Genomic DNA, 22864 nt, shown 5'->3' with positions numbered 1-22864 from the left:
ATGTTCGCAGAGAGTGCACAGAGCTTGCTTGGTGCTCTGCCAGGCGGCAGTATGACACAGAGAGGGGATCACTGGATGCATAGATGGTTGCTGGGGGCGCTTACAGGTTTGTCGATATTGTTTGTGGGCGGATGTGTGAACGCGACCGCCACGAAAGGCGCATCTGCATGGAATAGCGCAACGCTCGGCGACGGGGGTGTATCAGAATTCTATGCATTCGAAGGCGAGCTTCCCGAAACGCCGGGCACCATTCTACGCAGCGAGCCGCTGGATGAACGACAGGCTTTGAGAGGCGCTGCAGATAATGTCCGGTTGCTATATACTTCTACGGAGGGATTAGGCGGCTCGGCCATAACCGCTGTGTCCGGTGTATTGTATTTGCCCAGGGGTGATGCACCCGAAGGTGGGTGGCCGTTGATGGCCTGGACCCATGGGACAGTCGGTATCGCAGATATCTGCGCGCCATCATGGGATGGGCGGCAGCAGCAGGATATGGACTATCTCAACTTCTGGCTTGGTCAGGGGGTTGCGGTTGTAGCTTCGGATTATCAGGGGCTCGGAACACCCGGCACGCACCCCTATCTCGCAACGCGTCCCGCAGCATATAGCAATCTCGACATTATTCGAGCAGTTCAGGGTGCGGGCTATCCCGTTTCATCAGGCGTCGTGGTGATCGGGCAATCGCAAGGCGCGGGCGCGGCGGTCGCAACGGCAAGCTACGCACCGGACTACGCGCCTGATGTCGATATCAGAGGAGTGGTCGCAACCGGTGTGCCATACTTCTCGCCTGCCGCACTTGTTGCCTTGAATGAAAGCAGGCCACCTGATCAACCAGATCCGATGCTAGCCTATAATTTTCTCGCAATGACATTGGCAGAGCAGATCGAGCCCGGATTCTTGATGCGAGAGTATGTATCTGATGAGGCTTGGCCGATCGTCAGCATGGTCACCAATGCTTGTCACAAAGAGATGCGAGCACGCACTGAGACAGCAGGGCTAAGTTACAATCGGGCGTTCAAGCAAACACCATCGGATGTGCTGGGCCGGGTCTTTGGGCAGATGGGCTTTCCTGATATGAGCATCGCTGCGCCAATCTTTCTGGGAACGGGCGCGCGTGATCGCGATACGCCTCAGCACATGCAGGCGGCTTTCATGCGCGACGCGTGTGCGGCGGGAACGGTGGTCGAGGCGCACCTCTACACCGAACTCGATCACAAGCAGGTTGTGCCGGGATCGACCGGAGAATCACTCACGTTCGTGCAAGCTGTCTTTGCAGGTGATGCGATCAAAGGGAATTGTGACGCATCGCCATTGGGCTAGCCATCCGGCAGGCTGTCCACGCGGACGGCCTGCCGCTTCAATACATATGCTGGCCGCCGTTGATGCTCATGGTGGAGCCCGTTAAGAAGCCGGCATTCTCGCTGCACAGGAATGCCACGCCACGCGCGATTTCATTTGCCTGTCCCAGGCGGCCCACTGGAATCTTGGCGACGATCTTCTCCAGTACGGGCTCGGGCACAGCTGCGACCATGTCGGTGTCGATATAACCCGGTGCAATCGCGTTGACAGTCACACCGAATTTCGCCCCTTCCTGAGCCAGAGCTTTGGTGAAGCCGTGAATGCCTGACTTCGCAGCAGCATAGTTGACTTGGCCATATTGGCCTGCCTGACCATTGATCGAGCCGATATTGACGATCCGGCCCCAGCCCCGCTCGCGCATTCCCGGGAAGCAGGCTTTCGCCATGTTGAAGCAGCCACCCAGATTGATACGCATGACCTCGTGCCAATCATCATAGCTCATCTTGTGAAGTGTGCCGTCGCGGGTGATGCCGGCATTGTTCACGACCACATCGATCGGTCCTACCTCGGCGGCCACCCGGGCGCAGCCGTCCAGGCACGCCTCATGGTCGCCCACGTCCCATTTGTACGATTGGATCCCGGTGTCGGCCTTGAGCTGTTCGGCGGCGGCATCGTTGCCCGCGTAATTGGCGATGACGGTGAAGCCCGCGTCTTGCAGCTTCTCACAGATAGCGCGGCCAATGCCTCTTGTTCCGCCAGTAACGATTGCAACGCGTGCCATTCTCGGATCTCCAAATACAATTCAAGTATCCGAGGTAGCGATGCCGTAGCGTCATGGGAATCAAAAACCCCGCCGAAGCAGGGTCTCTCATACGAATTCATACAGATTGTCAGGGTTAGAAGCGGAATTGCGTTCCGACATAAACCGATTGGCTGTCCTGCTTGGAATCTGTGATTGGCGTCAGGCGATCTCGTTCTTGCGACAAACGTACACCGGCTGTCACATCCAGATTGCGCGTAATGCTGTAAGCGCCGCCTACATCAACCGTTTGCGCGCTCAGTGCATCAAGCGTGTTCGGCGAACGCCCTGCAGCCTGCTCGCCTTCCAGCGCGATCCGTGTCGAGAAGCGGCTTGGCTTGTCTTGCGCGGTCGGGCCAGCAGGCTCAAAGGTCGAAAGGTCCGGCATGGTGATATTGCGCACAGAGCCTGACAGTGACACCGCTGGTTGCTGACGTTTGAAACCCTGGTAGCCCCGCGCAGTGCCCAGATCGTATCTGGTCACAACCTGCGAATTCAGCGCGTTGGTCGCACCAGGCGCAACATCCAGCGCCTGACGGACAGAAATCGCGCGAGCCGTTTCCTGATCTACGCGAACCGCCACTGTGATGGTGCGGTCACGCTTGATCGCACTGCCAGCAGGCGTGAAGCGCATGCCATTGCGACGGGCCTGTTCAGCCACGCGCTTGGCCAACGCGGGATCTGCAGACGCCGGTGTAAACATTGCGAAAGAGGGAAGCTCGCTGGTCATCGTGTCATCGCCGAAGGCAACAACCGCTAAGCCAGCCGAAGGTACGCCAAACGCCAAACCGGCAGCGGCCAGCAGCAAGGGCAGCTTGCGCGCCGCAGATGCTGTTTGCTTTCGTGCCATCTCTAGACGTTCTACCCACATGTTTCAGGCGGACTGCTGCTCAATTCTGGCCTTAACTTAAAGCCAAACCCGGCTGAACCCAACCTGACCACGACTCGATTCGTTCCCGAGCCGTTTCTCATTTCGCAAGTCAATAAAGCGCTTTCCGTCGCTGAAGCAATGCTCGCAATGATTAGTCTGCCCTAGCGTCACCAACCTGTTGCAGAGTCTCCACAGACGGCGAATCGCAAGGTTCGATTCGCGCAGGCTGCCTTGTGTTCATGGCGGGTAAAGCGCGAACCGTCACAGAAATGCGGGCATCTTGGTGCGCGTTCAGGCATTGCTGCCTTGTCCCGCGCGCCGTGGAAGTTATAGAGCAAAGGCAGATACCGGTCCGGCGACACATCAAAGGGCCCTTTCGCGTGAGGAATTTTGCGACAATGAGTTTGATCCAGTCAGCCACCCGCCGTCCCGTTCGCATGGCACTTGCTTGCGCAGCACTAGCTTCGCTTGCGGCATGTGGTAGCCGTGAACGTCCACAGGCTGACCTTGCGGCATCACAGGTAAACACGATCGGTGTGAACTCGTACCTATGGCGCTCGGCTTTGGAGACAGTCAGCTTTGCGCCTCTGCTTCAGGCAGATGCAATGGGCGGCGTGATCATCACAGACTGGTATGCAAATCCGCAGAATCCGGCTGAGCGGGTCAAGGTAACGGTGACCATCCTCGATCAGGACCTTCGTGCGGACGCGTTGCGTGTTGCTGCAAGCCGCCAGGTCACGCAAAGCGGAAACTGGGTCGATGCGCCGGTTCAGGCCGCAACTGTCCAGAAGCTTGAAGATATCATCCTTACGCGGGCGCGTGAATTGCGCCGACAGACATTGTCTTCCTGATCTTTTTCCCCTTAACGGGTTTGTCATGACCGATACGCGTTTTGATCCGTCCCAGGCCGACGGCCGCTGGCAGCGTGCCTGGGAAGAGGCGGGCACTTTCCACGCTGATTCCAATAGCGCGAAGCCGAAGAGCTATGTGCTGGAGATGTTCCCCTACCCCTCGGGGCGCATCCACATGGGGCACGTCCGCAACTACACGATGGGGGACGTGCTGGCACGTTATAAGAAAATGCGCGGGCACGAAGTGCTCCACCCGATGGGATGGGACGCGTTCGGTATGCCGGCAGAAAATGCCGCGATGGAGAAAGGCGTTCATCCGGGCGGTTGGACCCGCGAGAATATCGAAAACATGAAAGGCCAGTTGAAGCGCATCGGTTTTGCGCTCGACTGGTCACGCGAATTCGCGACCTGCGATCCGGAATATTACGGCCACGAACAGGCGCTGTTCATCGACATGTACGAAGCGGGCATGGTCTATCGCCGCCAGAGCGAAGTGAACTGGGATCCGGTTGACATGACTGTGCTCGCGAATGAGCAGGTAATCGACGGCAAAGGTTGGCGCTCGGGTGCGGAAGTCGAAAAGCGCAAGCTTGACCAATGGTTTCTCAAGATCACCGATTTCGCCGAGGATCTACTCGACGGATTGGGCACGCTCGACAATTGGCCCGACAAGGTCAAGCTGATGCAGGAAAACTGGATCGGCAAATCATCGGGTCTGGAGTTCAGCTTCGATCTTTCAAACGGTGAAAAGCTGCCGGTTTATTCGACGCGGCCCGACACGATCTTTGGCGCGAGCTTTGTTGCAGTCGCTGCCGATCATCCGATTGCGCAACGAGTGGCAGCGGACAATCCCGATGCGGCGAGTTTCATCGAAGAATGCAAGAAGGGCGGCACGACTGCTGCCGAACTGGAAACCATGGAGAAGCGCGGCTTTGTAACCAGCATCACCGCGCGCCATCCCTTCACCGGCGAAGCCCTGCCAGTCTTCATCGCCAACTTCGTGTTGATGGATTACGGCACCGGCGCGGTCATGGGCGTACCGGGGCATGATCAGCGCGACTTTGAATTTGCGACCAAATACGAATTGCCGATCACCCGAGTGATTGCCGCGTCATCAGACAATGCTGGCGATCCTTTGGCCGAAGCTGACACCAGCGATGGTGTTTGCGTGAACTCCGATTTCCTGGACGGGATGAGCGTTGAAGAGGCCAAGGCCGCGGTAAACGCGCGCGCCGAAAGCGAAGGCTGGGGCAAAGGCACAACTGTGTGGCGCCTGCGCGATTGGGGCGTCAGCCGCCAGCGCTATTGGGGCACGCCAATCCCGTTCATTCATTGCGAGACGTGCGGCGTGGTGCCTGTGCCGAAGGATCAGCTGCCGGTTGAATTGCCCGAGGATGTCGATTTCTCGACACCGGGCAATCCATTGCTGCGCCATCCCACATGGAAGCACACAAACTGCCCCAAATGCGGCGGCAAGGCGGAGCGCGAGACCGACACGCTCGACACTTTCACCAACTCCAGCTGGTACTTCCTGCGTTTTGCCAGTCAGCCAGCGGACAAGCCGTTTGACGCGGAAGAAGTCGCCAAATGGCTGCCGGTTGAGCAATATATTGGCGGGATCGAGCACGCGATCCTGCACCTGCTCTATGCACGGTTCTGGACCCGGGCCTTGCAGCGCTTGGGTAAGCTGAATTTCGCCGAGCCTTTCGCCAGCCTGTTTACGCAGGGAATGGTTACGCATGAGACATACTCGCGCCAAGTCGGAGGGCGTGCGGTCTATTATACACCGGCCGAGGTTACTCGGACGGGTGAAGCGGCGTTGCTGAAGGATGATGGGGAGCCGGTTGATATCGGCCGCGTCATAAAGATGTCGAAGTCGAAGAAGAACACGGTCGACCCGGACAATATCATCGATACTTACGGCGCAGATGCGGCGCGCTGGTTCATGCTGTCAGACAGCCCGCCAGAGCGTGACCTGCCATGGTCCGAAGCCGGGATCGAGGGCTGTGGCCGTTTCGTGCAGCGTCTGTGGAGGTTGTTCGGCCAATATGACGCGGCGGCAAGCGGTGACGACAAGTCTCTGGCGCGCAAGGCGCACCAATCCATTGCAGCGGTCGCGGACGATATCGAGGCATTGAGCTTCAACAAGGCGGTGGCGCGCATTTACGAACTGACCGGTGCGGCGGAGAAAGCTGCGCCAAGCGCAGATCGAAATTTTGCTATCCGCACCATATTGCTGCTCGTCTCGCCGATGATGCCGCATCTGGCAGAAGAAGCTTGGGCGAAGCTTGGTGGCGAGGGTCTTATCGCTGAGGCGGACTGGCCCCAAGTCGATCCGGCCATGTTGGTTGAGGACGAGGTTACAATTGCTGTCCAGCATATGGGCAAATTGCGCGATACGCTGACGGCGCCCAAAGGCGCGCCGAAAGAGGATCTGGAAGCGCTCGCGCTAGCCAGTGAGAAGGTGCAGCGTTCGATAGACGGGGCAGAAATCCGCAAGGTGATTGTAGTCCCGGACCGCTTGGTCAATATTGTCACCTGATGACACGCGCTGCCTTCGCCTCTTTCGCCTTGTTCCTGCTGTCCGCTTGCGGGCTGCAGCCGCTCTATTCGGGCGGTTCCGGCGATGCCGTGGCGCAAGGACTGGCCGCGGTGGATGTTGCTCCGATTCAAGGGCGCGACGGGTGGCTGGTGCGCAATGCGCTGAATGACCGGCTACAGCTTAGCGGAACTGAGATTGCACCGCGCTATCGTCTTGATGTGCAGTTAGACGATTCGCTCGAAGCTTTGGGCGTGTTGAACGATGATACGATCAGCCGCGAACGGCGCATATTGCGTGCCCGCTATCAGCTGATCGATCTGACCAGCGGCACAATCTTGCTCGATGCGACATCGGGATCGGACGCGGGTGTCGATGTCGTTTCCTCCGAATATGCAACCATCGCAGCTGAACAAACCGCGCTGGAGAATCTGGCCCGTGAAGTTGCCGAGCGAATGGTGAGGCAGGTTGCGCTGACCTTGCGTGAGGTCGAGCGAGCCGAATGAAGGCAACGCAGCGCGATTTTGCTTCCACCGCACGCCGCGCCGTTGATCAATGCGGTATCTTTTTCTTCTGCGGACCTGATGAGGCGGGCGCCTCTGCTGCTGCGCAATCGGTCACTGAATTGCTTGCCGATGCGGGAGAGCGGATCGAAATAAGCGGCGGAGATCTGAAGAAAGACCCGGCGTTGTTGGGAGATGAAGCCCGCTCAGGCTCGCTCTTCGGTGGCAAGCGGCACATCTATGTTCGCGCCAACGGTGACGAAGCGCATGAAGCGCTCAAAACACTGATCGAAACAAGCGATGCGGGCGCCGGAGAGGCCGCACCGGTTCTGGTGGTTGCAACGGCTGCGACTGACAAATCGCGCACAGCCAAGTTGCTGGAAAAGCGTAAAGATGCACTTGTCGCAATGTTCTGGCCGCCCGACCTTGGCTCTGTGGCCGGATCTGTGCGGCAGATGGCTGATGCGGCTGGCCTGAGGCTGAGCGGCGATCTGGCTGAGCGCATTGCACGCGCAGCTGGCCTAGATGTGCGGCTCGCCCAATCAGAGATCATCAAGCTTGCGACCTATTGCGATGCGTCTCCACAATCACCGGTCGCACTAACGGCAGAGGACTTGGAAGCGGTTGGCGCTGCGACTGAAGAGGACAGCTTCATGCCGCTGGTCAATACTGTGCTCAAAGGCGAGACGGGCAAGCTTGATGGAGAGCTAAAGCGGATGCGCGAGCACGGCATGAACCCGGTTGGCGTCTTGCTGGCGGTAGAGCGGCGCTCGGCTCAGCTTGCGCAGATCACTTCGCAACTTGGTCCGCGCGGATCGCTTGATGGGCTCGATCGCGGTGCAAAGGCCAGGCTTGGCATCTTCTGGAAGGAAGAGCGCGAGATTCAGGAACAATTGAGAAGCTGGCACCGGCGAAAGCTTGACCGGCTCGGCCCCAAGCTGATGCAATTGCACAAGGATTTGCTTGGCAACAGTCAGTCCGCCGAACTGCTTCTGGCGCAAGGCCTGACAGAAATCGCTCGGTTTGCTGCCCGGCGCTAACCTTTAGTTTTCGTCACTTCCCGCGACGGTAAATGTCCCGGTTACCCGCCCGCTTGAGCTTTCCCCATTTGTTGCCGCTTGTCCGTCAACGCTTGCCCGGCCTGAATTGAGATCGATCGTCAGGCGCCCGCCACGCAGATTGTCGCCCCCGCGGCTAAGCGTCACATTGCCTGCCATTGTGATGATACGGCGCTGCAGATCATAGACCGCGATATCGCCGCTCGCGCGCTCATTGCCACGTTGCACATTCACACCGCCGGTTGCGGTGATACGGGAAATCGACAGGCTGTCCTCATCTTCATAGTTTAGCAGCATGCGTTGTGAGCGGACCGTTAACCCGGTTTGTCTTGCAACGACACCGCCCACAATAACCACGCGATTCACGCGGTCGTCCACGTCGATATCGCCCGCATCAATCTGCACCGGTGCGTTCGAGTCGTGGCCAGAGAATGCTTGCGCATTGAGCTGGATCCCGCTGAACAGGGCCAGCGTGGCGACAAAGCCGATTGCAGCTGAACGTGCAGATGTAGTGACCAGATTCTTCGCCATTACGGTACCCTCAATTCACCCGGACGCATGGTCAAACGGGCATTCCCGCGCAAGGAAATCTTGCGCTCGTCAATGTCAACTTCGATACGGTCGGCCTCAAAGGTGCCGGCAGGGACTGCGCCTTCAACCCGGCCATCGCCCACCATCACACGCGATTGTAAATCAACCGACACCCCGCGCGCGGTCATCGTGTATCCATCAGCAGCTGAAAGCCGCAGCGGCCCGTCGACCGTCATCACTTCCGCATCAATGTCATAGGCGCCGCCTTCTGCGCTGATCCGTGCAGGGCCGTCGCGCAGCAGGATCTGCGCCATCATATCTTCCATCCGGACGATGCCCTCGCGGCTTGAACGTTGAACGGCTTCGCCCGCCGTCAAAGAGAATGGCCGCCCACCATCATCCTGCCCGCGATACATAGCGTTGGAAACCGACAGCCGCTCATCGATCATCGCCACCTTGTCGCGATCGAGCAGGAAGCTGACTTCGGTACCCGGTGATAGCGGTGTGATGATCATTAGCGCGGCGACAATGCCCACTCCCATGGGCAGAGCCTTGCCAAGAAATGTCACCAAGCGATCATGCGAACCGCCGGGCGCAGCAAAATGCTGTCGCTGGTTGCGCAGCTGCTTGGCTTCATTGGTTTCTAGACGGCGGTGAGTGACCATGTTGGCGGGATATACTTCTTACAGATCAACTGTGGCTGAATATGTCGTGATCTGGCCAGCCAGCGATATCGAGCCGCGCACGCGTTGGCAGGAAGTCAAAGCATGCCTGCGCAATGTCCAAACGACCTTCGCGCTCGAGACGCCTGACCAGCTCTTCACGCAAACGGTGCAGATAGCGCACATCAGACGCCGCATATTCACGCTGGGCATCGTTCAAGTCCGGCCCGCCCCAATCAGACGATTGCTGCTGCTTGGACAGGTTTTCATGCAAAACTTCGTCGACCAGATTCTTCAGGCCGTGCCGGTCCGTGTATGTCCGCACGAGCTTGCTGGCGATCTTGGTGCAGAACACCGGTGCTGCCACAACGCCCAGATAGTGCTCGATCGCGGCCAGATCAAAACGCGCAAAGTGATACAGTTTCAGGCGGCTTTCATCGGCGAGCAGGGCCTTGAGATTGGGCGCATCATACGAACTGTCCGGGCCAAAGCGCACAAGGTGTTCATCGCCGCTGCCATCACTGATCTGCACCACGCACAACCGATCGCGGTGCGTGATCAGGCCCATGGTCTCTGTGTCGACGGCCAAAGGCGCGTCTCCGGCGAGCACGCCAGCGGGCAGGTCTTCTTTGTGAAAATGTACTGTCATAGGCCATTCGCCTTACGCCGATTGGGGAAAGAGGGAAAGGGGTGGTGACGTAACGCATCACAGAGGCCTATTCTTGCGTCATGACCGATACGATCCCGGACAGTTGGCGTGGCGCATTGGAGCCAGCCCTGCAAACCCCTGAAGCGCGCAAACTAGGCGGCTGGCTGCGCGCGCAGGAAGGTGCGGGCAAGGCGATCTTCCCGCCGCGCGGTGAACGTCTGGCGGCGCTCGCGATGACGCCGCTTGACCGGGTGCGGGTCGTGATCCTGGGGCAAGACCCTTACCACGGGCCGGGCCAGGCGCATGGTCTGTCTTTCTCTGTCCGCGAAGGCGTGAAACTGCCGCCAAGCCTGCGCAATATTTATCAGGAGATTGAGGCTGATCTGGGTGTAGCACCGCCTGCGAGTGGTGACCTGACACGCTGGGCCAAACAGGGTGTGCTGCTCCTCAACAACACGCTGACTGTCGAATCGGGACAGGCGGGCAGCCATGCCGGGCGCGGCTGGGATGCTATAACCGATGCCTGCGTCGCGGCGGTGGTGGGGCAGGGTCTGCCAACGGTGTTCATTTTGTGGGGCAGCCATGCACAAAAGAAGGCGAGCCGTGTTCGCGGCCTGGGCAGCGCAGATCATCATTTGGTCATCAAGAGCCCACACCCAAGCCCGCTCTCGGCACATCGCGGGTTCTTTGGCTCAAAGCCATTCAGCCAGGCAAACGCGTTTCTTGAGCGGCATGGACGCGGGGCCATCGAATGGTAAGCATGGCTTAGATGAATGAACAAGAAGCCCGCAAAGCCTTGATCGCCCGCCGCGAAGAGCTGGACCGTGAAGATGCATCCAACGCGGACTCGCGCGATACAGTGGAATTGCAGCAAGACAGCGTCGGACGATTGAGCCGGATGGACGCGATGCAGCAACAGGCCATGGCGCAAGCGACCGAACGCCGTCGCGCGGCCGAACGGTTGCGGATATCGGCTGCGCTGGAACGGATTGAAGATGGCGAATGGGGGTATTGCCTAAAGTGCGGGGAGGAAATCGCCGACAAACGCCTTAGGCATGATCCCAGCGTGGCCAATTGTGTAGGGTGTGCGAGTGGCACGGAGTAGGAGCGAGCAATGAGCGAAGATACAGTCCTGCTGGAGATCAGCGACAATGTGGCCACGGTCACTCTCAACCGCCCTGAAGCGATGAATGCGCTGTCCAAAGCGCTACGCTCGCGGCTCTACCATGTCATGAAGCAGGTTGATGAGGATGACAGCGTGCGCGTGGTGATCCTGACCGGCGCGGGGGAGCGGGCGTTCACTGCCGGGCTCGATCTGAAGGAATTGGGATCGCAAGAGGGGGCGCTGGGCGCAGCCAATGCCAAGGGCGCGGATGAAAATCCGGTCAAAGCGATCGAGCTGTGCCGCAAACCTGTGATCGGGGCGATTAATGGCGTGGCGATCACGGGCGGGTTCGAAGTCGCCATTGCCTGCGATGTCCTGATCGCGGCCAGCAATGCCCGCTTTGCAGATACGCATGCCCGCGTCGGGATCGTTCCTGGCTGGGGCCTGTCGCAAAAACTCTCGCGGATGATCGGGATCAGCCGCGCGAAAGAGCTAAGCTTTACGGGCAATTTCCTGGATGCACATACAGCGAAGGAATGGGGATTGGTGAACCACGTAGTCGAGCCGGAAGAATTGCTGCCGCTCGCCAGAAAACTGGCCGCCGATATGGCGAGCATCGATCCGACCTTTCTGGCGCAATACAAGCGGCTGATCGACGATGGCTATGCGCAAAGCTTTGCAAACGGTATGGCGCTGGAGGCGCAACTGTCATCCGCTGCAAATTCAGCTGTTACGCCTGAGGCAGTAGAGGCTCGCCGCGCCGCCGTGCAAGAGCGGGCGAGGAAGCAGGGCTAAACCGAGCGGGGTTAGAAACTCGCCGTCAGCCTAAGCCCCGCCATGATGCCGGTGTCGCGCGCGCTCACCGCGCTGTCGATCACCTGCACATTGGCAGTGATTTCAAAATTGTCGCTAAGGCCAAGTGTGTAGAAAGACTCGACGCCCTCTTCGTCTTGCAGCGCGAGGCGTTGGTCGAGCGCGCGGACGAGGCCATTGGTGATCGAATAGCGGAACCAGGCCGCGCCAAAGTGGTCTTGCGGGCGGAAACGCGGATTGCCTGAAATGCCCAGCATCGCGCTGCGACCAAGGAAAGTCGGATCGCCATTGGAGATATAGACTTGCCCGAAAATGCCCCAGCCTTTGCCGGGCGCCTCCGGATAGACGCCGAGATACTGATATCCCGCAAACACGGCTGCAAACTCGCCGCTCTTGTTGCCGAAGCCCGATCCCGGCGAAGGGATCAGCGCCGCGGGCAGCGAATCGGCATTGATGTCGTCGCGGGTCGAACCGGATAGCTTGAGCGCGTAATATCCCGGCTTTCCGCCGACCTTGACCGGAAAGGTGACCGAACCGAGGAAACCGACGCCGCTTTCGAATGCGGTCTCGAACCCGCTGCGCTGATATTGCGAATCCGGGTCGAAGACCCAGAGGCGGTACAGCACTTTCTCTGTCGGCACTTCCAGGAAAGCACCGGTCAGCGTGTTCGCAATGATCGCCGAAGGCGGAAGCGCCATCGACAGGTTCTGAAATCCGTAGTGCCCGTCGCTGCCAACCACTGGCAGCTTTGCACCCAGATCCAGCACATTGACTTTGCCCACGGTCAGTTTTGCGCCGGAGTTCCAGCGCTTGGACACGCTCACGGATAGATCGAAATCACCCTTTCCTTCGCCGCGAAACAGCGCGGTGTTGTTCGGGATCAGGCCAATCTCACCGTTAGAATCCTTGCCCCATGTGTATTCGGGCCGGACCGTCAATGTCAGGCTATCATCGCCGCTGAACACTCCGCCGCTTATATCGATATAGCCGTCGACGCGGCCGGAATAGCGCACGGTCTTCGGCGCATCGCCTTGCACCGGCGTATCAACAAATTGGGAGGCCACGATCTTGAACATGACCGGGTCGGTTTGCGGTGGCGCTGGAGGAGTGGATGCAGCCGGCGCGACGGCCGCGGTTGAAGGGTCTCGCGCCGCCACCCCAGAAGTATCCAGTTCGGGGCCGGTCACTTCAGGGCTATTCGTCTCTTCGCCGGCATGGGCTGGAGCTGCCATAAGAACCGCCAGCAGCGTTGCGCCAAGCGTTGGCTTCGCTGCCAATAAAGTGCGCGAAATCCGCGCACGCAGTGCGACCCGCATTGCATTCCCCTAAGTCCGTTTTCTCTCAACCACTTACAGGGCTGAAGTATTTTTCACCATTTGCATTGTATGAGGCCGACATCTGGTTTGAGAAATACGGACAAGTTCTTAGCGTGGCAGTTCAGATACACCCATCAGTGCCTGGTCTACTGCGCGAGCAGCCTGGCGCCCTTCACGGATGGCCCAGACGACCAGCGACTGCCCCCGCCGCATATCGCCGCATGCGAAGACATTCTCGACGCTGGTCTTGTAGCTTTCTGTGTCCGCGGCAACGTTTCCGCGATCTGTCAGCTCGACACCCGTTTGATCAAGTAGGCCCGCTTTCTTCGGCCCCACAAAGCCCATGGCGAGCAGGATCAGATCGGCTTCGATAGTGAAGTCGCTGCCTTCGATCTCCTGCATACGGCCGTCTTTCCATTCGACACGCACGCATTCCAGTCCGGTCACGGTTTCGCCATCACCCACAACACGCTTGGCCAGCACGGCCCAGTCTCGCTCAACACCTTCCTCATGACTGGACGAGGTGCGCAGCTTGAGCGGCCAATCAGGCCACGTCATTGCCTTGTCTTCCTTTTCAGGAGGCTTTGGCATGATCTCCAGTTGCACGACGCTTTCCGCGCCCTGACGGTTGGATGTGCCAACACAGTCGCTGCCCGTATCGCCGCCGCCGATTACGACCACCTTCTTGCCGGTGGCTAGCAAGCTACCTCGCGGTGCCGCGCGTAGCTCATCGTCGCCCGCATTGCGCTTATTCTGCTGGGTCAGAAATTCCATCGCCAGGCGCACGCCTGTCATTTCTGCGCCGGGAATCTGCAGTGGCCGGGCATCTTCTGCTCCGCCTGCAAGCACTACGGCGTCGTAGTTTTCCTGCAGGCTCTTGAATGACACATCGACGCCTACCTCTTTGCTGGTTTTGAACTCGACGCCTTCGGCTTCCATTTGCACCGCGCGGCGGTTGATTAGATGCTTTTCCATCTTGAAGTCAGGAATGCCGTAGCGCAGCAATCCGCCGATCCGGTCATTCTTTTCAAACAGCGTGACGGTGTGACCCGCACGTGCCAATTGTTGCGCGCACGCCATACCCGCCGGGCCGGAGCCGATGACCGCAACCGATTTGCCGGTTTTCCTCTCCGGCACTTGCGGCGTGATCCAGCCTTCTTCCCAGCCGCGATCGACAATCGTACATTCAATCGATTTGATCGTCACCGGCTGATCGGTGATATTGAGTGTGCAGCTTGCCTCGCATGGCGCGGGGCAAATGCGGCCGGTGAACTCGGGGAAATTGTTGGTCGAATGGAGCAAGGCCAAGGCGTTCTTCCAATCGCCTTCATATACCAGATGGTTCCAGTCCGGGATGATGTTGTTAACCGGGCAACCGTTGTGACAATAGGGAATGCCGCAATCCATGCAGCGGCTCGCCTGCGCTTGCAGGGTTGCATCATCTGGCTGCAAGACAAATTCGCGGTAATTGTTCAAGCGCTCCTTCGGATCGAGATAATCGCGCTCGCGCCGGTCGAGTTCGAGGAAGCCTGTATCCTTGCCCATGTTCTAGCGTCCCGTATTCTTATTCTGCTGCAACCGAAGCGGCTTCTTCACGCTCGGCTTCGAGTTGGCGCAGCGCGCGTTCGTAGTCGCGTGGCATCACCTTGACGAATTTGGAGACCTCTTGATCCCAATTGTCGAGGATCGCGGCGGCCTTCTTGCTGCCGGTATGAAGCTTGTGCCGCTCGACCAGAATCTTCAGTCGTTCTGCATCGTGGCGCAGCATGTCGCCCATCCCGAAATCATTGACTGATTGCGGACGCTGAGAAGGCCGACCTGTGCCGTCTTCTTCGTCCTGCGCGGCGGTCATCGGTATCAGATCGACTTGCGCCGGATTGACGAGCGATGCGAACCTGCCTTCAGGGTCGTAGACATAGGCAACGCCGCCGCTCATCCCTGCGGCAAAATTGCGACCTGTCTTGCCCAGCACGACTACAACGCCGCCAGTCATATATTCGCACGCGTGATCGCCTGCCCCTTCGACGACAGCGATTGCGCCGGAATTGCGCACCGCGAAACGTTCGCCCGCAACGCCTTCGAAATAGGCTTCACCCGCTATCGCGCCGTAAAGCACGGTATTGCCAACAATGATGTTGTCCGCCGGATCGCGCTCAATCCCTTCCGGCTGCTTCACGATAACACGCCCGCCTGATAACCCCTTGCCAACATAGTCATTGGCATCACCCGACAGATCGAGCGTTACACCATGCGCGAGCCATGCGGCGAAGCTTTGGCCCGCTACACCGGTCAGATTGATGCGGATCGTGTCAGCGGGCAGGCCTGAGTGGCCATAGGCCTTTGCAATTTCGCCTGACAACATTGTGCCGACAGTGCGGTTCACATTGCGAATTTCGCGGGTCAACTGCACCGGCTTGCCTTCGCTGATCGCGTCCTTGCATGCTTCAATCAGCTCGTTGTCCATCGCGCCTGAAAGGCCGTGATCCTGCGTTTCCGTGTTGTACAGCGGCGCGCCTTCAGGAAGATCGACCTTGGTCAGCAAGCGCGTGAGATTGACCCCTGCCGCTTTCCAGTGGCGATCCACCCGCCGCATATCGAGCTTGTCGACCCGGCCGATCATTTCCTCGACAGTGCGGAAGCCCAACTCCGCCATGATCTGGCGCAATTCCTCCGCAACGAAGAACATGTAATTGACCACATGTTCCGGCTGGCCGGTAAAGCGCGCGCGCAGCACGGGGTCTTGCGTCGCCACGCCCACGGGGCAGGTATTCAGATGGCACTTGCGCATCATAATACAGCCCGCCGCGATTAACGGGGCTGTGGCAAAGCCGAATTCGTCAGCACCCAGCAGCGCGCCGATGGCAACATCACGCCCGGTGCGCAGGCCGCCATCGACTTGTACGGCAATGCGGCTGCGCAAATCATTGAGCAGCAAAGTCTGCTGCGTCTCGGCCAGGCCGATTTCCCATGGCGATCCGGCATGAGTCAGACTGGTCAAAGGTGACGCACCTGTACCGCCATCATAGCCCGCAATTGTCACATGGTCTGCACGCGCCTTCGAAACGCCGGCAGCAACAGTGCCCACGCCCACTTCGGAAACGAGCTTTACCGAAATGCGCGCGACCGGGTTGGTGTTCTTGAGATCGTGGATCAGCTGCGCCAGATCTTCGATCGAATAGATGTCGTGGTGCGGTGGCGGACTGATCAGGCCCACGCCCGGGGTTGAATGGCGCACTGCGCCAATCCGCTTATCGACCTTGTGGCCGGGTAATTGGCCGCCTTCACCGGGCTTCGCGCCTTGCGCCATCTTGATCTGGATATCGTCGGAATTGACGAGATATTCGGTAGTCACGCCAAATCGGCCACTGGCAACCTGCTTGATCCGGCTGCGCATCGAATCGCCATTTTCGATCGGCTTGAACCGCTCTGGCTCTTCGCCGCCTTCACCGGTGTTCGAACGACCGCCAATGCGGTTCATCGCGATGGCAAGGGTCGAGTGCGCTTCATGGCTGATCGAGCCGAAACTCATCGCGCCGGTGCTGAAACGCTTCACGATTTCGCTAGCAGGCTCGACCTCGTCAAGCGGGATTGCCTCGTCTGCCTTCTTGAATTCCATCAACCCGCGGATTGTCAGCAGCCGCTCCGACTGCTCGTTGATCGACTTGGCAAAAGCCTCGTAATCCTTCGGCCTGTCGCCGCGCACCGCGTGCTGCAGAAACGCGACGTTCTCCGGCGTCCATGCGTGTTCTTCACCGCGCAAGCGATACTGGTAGATACCGCCCACATCGAGCATGTTCTTGTACAAAGGATTGTTGCCATAGGCCTGCGCATGGCGACGCACGGTTTCCTCGGCCACTTCCTTCAAGCCTACGCCCTCGATTGTGGTTGCCGTACCTGTGAAATAGCTATCGATGAATTCGCTGGACAGGCCGACCGCATCGAAGATCTGCGCACCGCAGTATGACTGGTAGGTCGAAATGCCCATCTTGGACATGACCTTCAGAATGCCTTTGCCGACAGCCTTGATATAGTTCTTCTGCGCGTCGGCGGGGGAAAGATCGCTGTGCTTTCTGGCGCGCAAATCTTCCAGTGTCTCAAACGCGATATAGGGATTGATCGCCTCCGCGCCGTAGCCTGCCAGCACGCAATAATGATGCACCTCGCGGGCTTCGCCTGTTTCGACCACAAGCCCGGTTTGCATACGCAGACCCTGACGCACCAGATGGTGGTGCACAGCGGCGGTTGCGAGAAGTGCAGGCATCGGAATCCGGTCGGGCCCTTGCTTGCGGTCTGACAGCACAAGAATGTTCTTGTCCTGCAGCACAGCCTCGGTCGCGGCCCAGCACATTTCCTTCAGCGCCATTTTGAGGCCCTTGGGCCCCTTGCTGGCGCGCCAGGTCATATCGATGGTTTCGGTTCGGAACGCGCCATCCAATGCGACCTCAACAGAGCGGATCTTGGCGAGATCTTCGTTGGTGAGGATCGGTTGGCTGATTTCCAAACGTTTGTGCGTGCCGGCGTCCATACCGAGCAGGTTCGGTCGCGGACCGATCATCGAGAGCAGGCTCATCACCAGCTCTTCGCGGATCGGGTCAATCGGCGGGTTTGTGACCTGCGCGAAGTTCTGTTTGAAATAATCATATAGCAGGCGGCTGCGGTTAGAGAGCACCGCAATCGGCGTGTCCGTGCCCATCGAACCAATCGGGTCTTCCCCGCGCACCGCCATCGGCTCCAGGAATTTGGCGATGTCTTCCTGCGTGTAGCCGAACGCCTGCTGCGCTTGCAGCAGTGTCGGCGTATCCTGATTCTCGTCTTGCGGAAGCTGGGCGAACTCGGGGTCGACCACATCCAGATCGTCGAGCTTGTATTGCGCTTGGCTCAGCCACTTTTCGTAAGGCTGTGCGCTGGCAAGATCGGCCTTCAGCTCGGCATCTTCGATGATGCGACCCTGCTCGAAATCGATCAACAGCATCTTGCCCGGCTGCAAGCGCCATTTGCGGATGATGTCATCCTCGGCAAACGGCAGCACGCCGCTTTCCGACGCGAGACAGACGATATCGTCCTTTGTTACACAGAAGCGCGCGGGGCGCAGACCATTGCGATCCAGTGTCGCGCCGATCTGCCGGCCATCGGTGAATGCCACCGCGGCCGGGCCATCCCATGGCTCCATCAACGCGGCGTGATATTCGTAGAACGCCCGGCGTTTGGCATCCATCAAATCATTCTTGGCCCAGGCTTCGGGCATAAGCATCATCATTGCATGCGCCAGGCTGTACCCGCCTGCGAGCAGCAGTTCGAGCGCATTGTCGAGGCATGCGGTGTCAGACTGACCGTGTGGGATCAGCGGCCACATCTTGTCGAGATCCGCGCCGAGCAGATGCGATTCCATCGTACGGCGGCGCGCATTCATCCAGTTCACATTGCCGCGAACCGTGTTGATCTCGCCATTGTGCGCAATCATGCGATAGGGGTGCGCCAGGCGCCAGCTGGGGAAGGTATTGGTACTGAACCGCTGATGCACCAGGCCCAGCGCGCTCACGCAATCGGGATCGCGCAGATCATCGAAGAAACTGCCCACCTGATTGGCGAGCAACAGGCCCTTGTAAACAATCGTCCGGCTTGAGAAGCTCGGGATATAGGTATCAGTCAGGCTCGGCAGATCGTGTTTTTCCGCCTGCGCGTTCAGCGGATTGAGTGTCTGCTTGCGGATCACGATTACTTTGCGCTCGAACGCGTCTTGATCCGCGCAATTGTCTCCGCGGGCGATGATCGCTTGCTGGATCACCGGCATCGAATCGACCACAGCTTTGCCCAAGCCACCCAGATTTACCGGCACATCGCGCCAGCCGATCAGTGTCTGGCCCTCTTTTGCAGTAAACCGCTCGAACTGTTCGGTTACAAAAGCGCGCGCCGCTTCGTCCTGTGGCATGAAGCACATCGCCACTGCGTAATCGCCGGGAGCAGGCAGATCATGGCCTTGCGAATCCGCCCATTTGCGGATCAGCGGATCGGGGATTTGCAGCAGGATTCCCGCACCATCACCCAGCAGCGGATCGGCGCCGACAGCACCGCGGTGATCGATATTCTTGAGAATTTCCAACGCTTGCGTGACGATATCGTGCGAAGCCACGCCTTTGATATGCGCGACAAATCCGACACCACAGGCGTCGTGTTCGTTGCGCGAGTCATACAAGCCCTGGGGCGCTGGGTATCCCATTCAAACTCCATCATGTCAGATGCCGGGGTGCGACCGCGCACGTAGACGCTGTCCGGCAATTAAGCGAAATCCCGGATGCTGCTTGGCGCAGCTTTTCCATCGCTCAATGCCCTCATGGCGACATGAAATGATTTTTGCAACTGCGAAGAGGCTAGCAATATTTCAGCCGACTATGGTTGAGCTTTAGCTAGCAGGGAACGGGTCCCGGGCTCGATCCGCCGGCAAAGGGCTACTCGGCGGGCTGTGCATCCCCGACCAACGCCCGCAAACGCTGTGTAAGGCTTGCCGGCGGCAGTGGCGGAGAATAGCTATGCGCGGCGTTCTCTGCGAGCCGGCGTTGGTCATCCAGAGCAACCGCGAAGCGCTCAATCAGTTGCGGCATGGCCAGTTTCCGGGTGTCGTGTGCACGCAACAGGTTCACTGCCTTGCCGTGCTGCGGAAGTTTTGCCTGCGGCTGAGTGGAAACAGGCGGCGGCGTGGTTTCTGGCTTGGTCTCTTGCTCAGGCTCCATGACCGCGATCTGTCCCGTTGCCATGCCTGATAAAATTGCTGTCTCATTCTGTTCGGCATCTTCGACCCGCGGCGCACCCAGCAATTCGCTCAGGCCGACGTCGGCATAGAAAGGCGCGTCGTCATAGGGTTGAGGCACTGGCGCTATGTCATCAGCTACCTGTTCTTGAACGGTAACATGGTCTTCAAAAACCTCCGCTTCGATCACCTCGGCTTCGACGACCTCCTGCTCAACCACAGGCTGTGCGCATTCTTCCAACTGGAAGATGCGCAGGGGTTCGATCTGCTTTGCTTCAACGACCTCAGATTCCTCGGTGTCGCTAACGGCATGCTCGATGGCAGAGGCGGACTTTTCAGGGCGGTGCTGCACGGCATAGACCGCACGCGCTGCGGCCCAACCCAGGCCGGCACCTAGAATCGCTGCAAGTCCTGCTATCGCGATCTGGCTTGCTGCGAAGGCCGGCAGGGCGAACGGTGCTTGCGCCAATCCAGCATTGATCATGCCAGCCGGCAGCACTGCCATACTTCCGCCCAGCAGAGCCGCGAGCCATGCAGCGATCAACGGCATGAAAGCCGGATGGCGGCTGAGAGGCGCTTTGCGTGTCGAGATATCTGAATAGCCCATAGGTCGGGAGCCTAGCGGATCAGGGTAAATAGCCCGCTAACGCCGCCAATGGCGTCTCGATTGGCGCTTGCAGGGCTGGAAACCGGTGTTTTGAGGCGCGATTCCGTAACGGCAGGTTGACGTTTACGGAAAGCTCATTGCGCTCTTGGCGCTGATGCGCCATGTAGATTGCAACATGCGGGCGAGTCTTGCCCGCTACATACGAATTGAGGAGGAGAGTCCCATGACCCCACAGGATTTGGCAGCAAAGGTCGGCGAAAACATTGGCACCAGTGAATGGGTCGAGATGACTCAGGACAAGGTGAACATGTTCGCTGACGCAACAGGCGACCACCAATTCATCCATATTGATGAAGAGAAGGCCAAGCTGACACCGTTCGGCGGCACGATCGTGCACGGCTTCATGACCCTCTCCATGATTCCCTATCTGTCTGCAAACAGCGACATTCCCAAGATCGATAACGTGAAAATGGGTGTGAACTATGGCGGCAACAAAACCCGCTTCATCGCACCTGTGCGCGTCGGCAAGCGCATCCGCGGCCATTGGAAGCTGGTCGAAATGATCGAAAAGCGCCCCGGGCAATGGCAGCAGACAGCCGAAATCACAATCGAGATCGAAGGTGAGGATAAGCCCGCGCTGATGTGCGAGTGGATCACGCAATTCTTCGTCTGATCTGACCGGATCTTAGTCGAAATCAAGCTCCGCAGACAGCGGGGCTGGATCGTATTACCTTTCGAAAGGACCCCCCATTATGTCACGTGATGCAGTCATCGTATCTACCGCCCGCACGCCAATTGGGCGCGCTTACAAAGGCGGTTTCAATGCAACTCCGGGCGCAACGCTCGGCTCGTTCTCATTCGCAGCCGCTGTCGAGCGTTCAGGCATTGATGCCGGTGAAATCGACGATGTGGTCTGGGGCGTGGTCCTGACGCAAGGCACACAAGCGGGCAATATCGGCCGCCAGGTCGCGCTGCGCGGCGGTGCGCCAGTATCCGTGGCTGCGCAAACGATTGACCGTCAGTGCTCTTCGGGCCTGATGGCGATCAGCACTGCCGCCAAGCAAATCATCGTCGACAATATGGATATCGTTGTTGGCGGCGGTCAGGATTCGATTTCCTTGGTCCAGACCCCGGAAATGCGCGTTGCCCCTGACAAGTCGCTGATCGCGATGCACAAGGACGTCTATATGCCGATGCTCGGCACGGCAGAAACCGTCGCCAAGCGTTACAATATCAGCCGCGAAGCGCAGGACGAATACGCGCTGCAATCGCAGATGCGTACGGCCGCTGGTCAGGAAGCTGGCAAATTCGATGACGAGATCGTGCCTGTCACCACCACGATGGGGGTCAAGGACAAGGAGACCGGCGAAGTCTCGATGGTCGAAACCACGATCACCAAGGATGAGGGCAACCGCCCTTCAACCACGCTGGAAGGCCTTCAATCGCTTCAGCCGGTCATGGGCCCGGGCATGTGCATCACTGCAGGCAACGCATCGCAGCTGTCCGATGGTTCGTCGGCCAGCGTTCTGATGGAAGCCAAGGTCGCTGAGCAGAAGGGCTTGCAGCCGCTTGGCCGCTATGTCGGCATGGCGGTTGCCGGCACGGAGCCTGACGAAATGGGCATTGGCCCGGTCTTCGCGATCCCGAAGCTGCTCAAGCAAACCGGTATCAAGATGGACGAGGTTGGCCTGTGGGAACTCAACGAAGCTTTCGCTGTGCAAGTGCTCTATTGCCGTGACAAGCTGGGCATCGACAACGACATTCTCAACGTCAATGGCGGCTCGATCTCGATCGGGCACCCCTATGGCATGACCGGCGCGCGCTGCGTTGGTCACGCGCTGATCGAAGGCAAGCGTCGCGGCGCGAAATATGTCGTCGTGACTATGTGTGTCGGCGGCGGCATGGGCGCAGCCGGGATGTTCGAGGTTTATTAATGCGTCTGCGCTCTCCTCGTGTCTTGCCGCTCGATCTCGAGCAGCTCGACGAGGAGCAGGCGAAGGCACTCGCTCCCTTCGCCAACCCTGACAACAAGGTTGGCGGCGGGCGCGTGCTCAATATCTTTCGTACACTGGCGCATGCGCCGGACGCGCTCTCAGCGTTTCTCGCCTGGGGCAATTACATCCTTTCTAGAAGGAACAGCCTGCAACCACGCGAGCGCGAGATTGTGATCTTGCGGGTCGGCTGGCTGTGCAAGTCAGGTTATGAGTTCGCGCAACATACTCGCATCGGCAAGATGTGTGGTCTGACTGACGAGGACATTGCTCGGATCAAGCAAGGACCCGACGCCGAAGGCTGGACACCCATCGAGGCGGCGATGCTGAGAGCGGCTGATGAGCTGGTCTCGGACCATCACGTGTCTGACGCGACATGGGTATCGCTCGAAGAGTTGGGGACCAAAGGCCGAATGGATTTGGCCTTCACGGTTGGCCAATACACGCAGGTTTCAATGTTCCTGAACACTCTTGGCATACAGTTGGAGGACGAAGACGAGGCCGATCCTGACCTGCGTTCCTGAT

At 58.9% G+C, this 22864-nt stretch carries 20 protein-coding genes; 11 read left to right on the top strand and 9 right to left on the bottom strand.

Going from position 1 to position 22864, the window contains the following annotated elements; translation table 11 throughout:
• The first annotated feature begins 75 nt into the window (after positions 1-75).
• The gene (locus QQX03_RS01140; RefSeq protein ID WP_285976056.1) at positions 76-1320 is read left to right on the top strand and encodes a lipase family protein; all 1245 of its coding nucleotides are present in this window, start codon (positions 76-78) and stop codon (positions 1318-1320) included.
• Positions 1321-1357: 37 nt separating this feature from the next.
• Here QQX03_RS01140 and phbB read toward each other — a convergent pair whose 3' ends face one another.
• A complete protein-coding gene (gene phbB, locus QQX03_RS01135) occupies positions 1358-2080 on the bottom strand; it encodes an acetoacetyl-CoA reductase (protein WP_285976055.1) in 723 nt (240 codons plus the stop codon).
• Positions 2081-2195: 115 nt separating this feature from the next.
• Positions 2196-2948 (bottom strand): hypothetical protein, encoded by a 753-nt coding sequence (locus QQX03_RS01130; protein WP_285976054.1) that lies wholly within the window; start codon positions 2946-2948, stop codon positions 2196-2198.
• A gap of 419 nt (positions 2949-3367) precedes the next feature.
• Here QQX03_RS01130 and QQX03_RS01125 point away from each other — a divergent pair, with 419 nt between their 5' ends.
• Genes QQX03_RS01125 through holA form a run of 4 tightly spaced genes read left to right on the top strand, consistent with a single transcriptional unit; the run spans position 3368 to position 7902 of the window.
• Positions 3368-3820 carry a DUF3576 domain-containing protein gene (locus QQX03_RS01125; protein WP_285976053.1) on the top strand — a complete coding sequence of 151 codons (453 nt, stop codon included), beginning with the start codon at positions 3368-3370 and terminating at the stop codon, positions 3818-3820.
• Between the two features lie 25 nt (positions 3821-3845).
• Positions 3846-6362 (top strand): leucine--tRNA ligase, encoded by a 2517-nt coding sequence (gene leuS / locus QQX03_RS01120; RefSeq protein ID WP_285976052.1) that lies wholly within the window; start codon positions 3846-3848, stop codon positions 6360-6362.
• On the top strand, positions 6362-6865 hold the full coding sequence (lptE, locus tag QQX03_RS01115) for an LPS assembly lipoprotein LptE (protein ID WP_285976051.1): 504 nt from the start codon (positions 6362-6364) through the stop codon (positions 6863-6865). Before leuS ends, lptE begins: the two co-directional genes overlap by 1 nt.
• A complete protein-coding gene (gene holA / locus QQX03_RS01110) occupies positions 6862-7902 on the top strand; it encodes a DNA polymerase III subunit delta (protein ID WP_285976050.1) in 1041 nt (346 codons plus the stop codon). Before lptE ends, holA begins: the two co-directional genes overlap by 4 nt.
• A gap of 3 nt (positions 7903-7905) precedes the next feature.
• Here the strand turns inward: holA and QQX03_RS01105 are convergent, their stop codons facing one another.
• From QQX03_RS01105 to QQX03_RS01095, 3 genes are read right to left on the bottom strand one after another with little or no spacing between them, the layout of a single operon-like run.
• The gene (locus QQX03_RS01105; protein WP_285976049.1) at positions 7906-8451 is read right to left on the bottom strand and encodes an LptA/OstA family protein; all 546 of its coding nucleotides are present in this window, start codon (positions 8449-8451) and stop codon (positions 7906-7908) included.
• A complete protein-coding gene (locus tag QQX03_RS01100; RefSeq protein ID WP_285976048.1) occupies positions 8451-9116 on the bottom strand; it encodes an LPS export ABC transporter periplasmic protein LptC in 666 nt (221 codons plus the stop codon). Before QQX03_RS01100 ends, QQX03_RS01105 begins: the two co-directional genes overlap by 1 nt.
• Positions 9117-9141: 25 nt before the next feature.
• The gene (locus QQX03_RS01095; RefSeq protein WP_285976047.1) at positions 9142-9762 is read right to left on the bottom strand and encodes a ribonuclease D; all 621 of its coding nucleotides are present in this window, start codon (positions 9760-9762) and stop codon (positions 9142-9144) included.
• 80 nt (positions 9763-9842) lie between these two features.
• Here QQX03_RS01095 and ung point away from each other — a divergent pair, with 80 nt between their 5' ends.
• From ung to QQX03_RS01080, 3 genes are read left to right on the top strand one after another with little or no spacing between them, the layout of a single operon-like run.
• Entirely contained in the window at positions 9843-10520 is a 678-nt protein-coding gene (gene ung, locus QQX03_RS01090; protein WP_285976046.1) for a uracil-DNA glycosylase, read from the top strand.
• A gap of 11 nt (positions 10521-10531) precedes the next feature.
• Positions 10532-10867 carry a TraR/DksA family transcriptional regulator gene (locus QQX03_RS01085; RefSeq protein WP_285976045.1) on the top strand — a complete coding sequence of 112 codons (336 nt, stop codon included), beginning with the start codon at positions 10532-10534 and terminating at the stop codon, positions 10865-10867.
• Positions 10868-10876: 9 nt separating this feature from the next.
• A complete protein-coding gene (locus tag QQX03_RS01080) occupies positions 10877-11662 on the top strand; it encodes an enoyl-CoA hydratase (RefSeq protein WP_285976044.1) in 786 nt (261 codons plus the stop codon).
• A gap of 11 nt (positions 11663-11673) precedes the next feature.
• On the opposite strand, the gene QQX03_RS01075 is transcribed toward QQX03_RS01080, so the two are convergent.
• The 4 genes from QQX03_RS01075 to QQX03_RS01060 form a co-directional block, all read right to left on the bottom strand.
• Positions 11674-12996 carry a carbohydrate porin gene (locus tag QQX03_RS01075; RefSeq protein WP_285976043.1) on the bottom strand — a complete coding sequence of 441 codons (1323 nt, stop codon included), beginning with the start codon at positions 12994-12996 and terminating at the stop codon, positions 11674-11676.
• 108 nt (positions 12997-13104) lie between these two features.
• Complete coding sequence (locus QQX03_RS01070) at positions 13105-14541, bottom strand: glutamate synthase subunit beta (protein WP_285976042.1); 1437 nt, start codon at positions 14539-14541, stop codon at positions 13105-13107.
• A gap of 19 nt (positions 14542-14560) precedes the next feature.
• Positions 14561-19213: a glutamate synthase large subunit gene (gene gltB, locus QQX03_RS01065; protein ID WP_285976041.1), complete on the bottom strand. Its 4653-nt coding sequence runs from the start codon at positions 19211-19213 to the stop codon at positions 14561-14563.
• 229 nt (positions 19214-19442) lie between these two features.
• Positions 19443-20348, bottom strand: a complete 906-nt coding sequence (locus tag QQX03_RS01060) for a hypothetical protein (protein WP_285976040.1) — start codon at positions 20346-20348, stop codon at positions 19443-19445.
• A gap of 223 nt (positions 20349-20571) precedes the next feature.
• Here QQX03_RS01060 and QQX03_RS01055 point away from each other — a divergent pair, with 223 nt between their 5' ends.
• The 3 genes from QQX03_RS01055 (at position 20572) to QQX03_RS01045 (ending at position 22863) form a co-directional block, all read left to right on the top strand.
• Positions 20572-21021, top strand: a complete 450-nt coding sequence (locus QQX03_RS01055; RefSeq protein WP_285976039.1) for a MaoC family dehydratase — start codon at positions 20572-20574, stop codon at positions 21019-21021.
• Between the two features lie 79 nt (positions 21022-21100).
• Entirely contained in the window at positions 21101-22282 is a 1182-nt protein-coding gene (locus QQX03_RS01050; protein ID WP_285976038.1) for an acetyl-CoA C-acyltransferase, read from the top strand.
• Positions 22282-22863, top strand: coding sequence for a carboxymuconolactone decarboxylase family protein (locus QQX03_RS01045; RefSeq protein ID WP_285976037.1), 582 nt, complete (start codon positions 22282-22284; stop codon positions 22861-22863). Before QQX03_RS01050 ends, QQX03_RS01045 begins: the two co-directional genes overlap by 1 nt.
• The last annotated feature ends 1 nt before the right edge of the window (position 22864 follow it).

The sequence above is a fragment of the Altererythrobacter rubellus genome (assembly GCF_030284385.1).
Taxonomy (GTDB): domain Bacteria; phylum Pseudomonadota; class Alphaproteobacteria; order Sphingomonadales; family Sphingomonadaceae; genus Erythrobacter; species Erythrobacter rubellus.
Note: the sequence above shows the minus strand (reverse complement) of the source record. Positions and strands in the feature narration are given on the sequence as shown.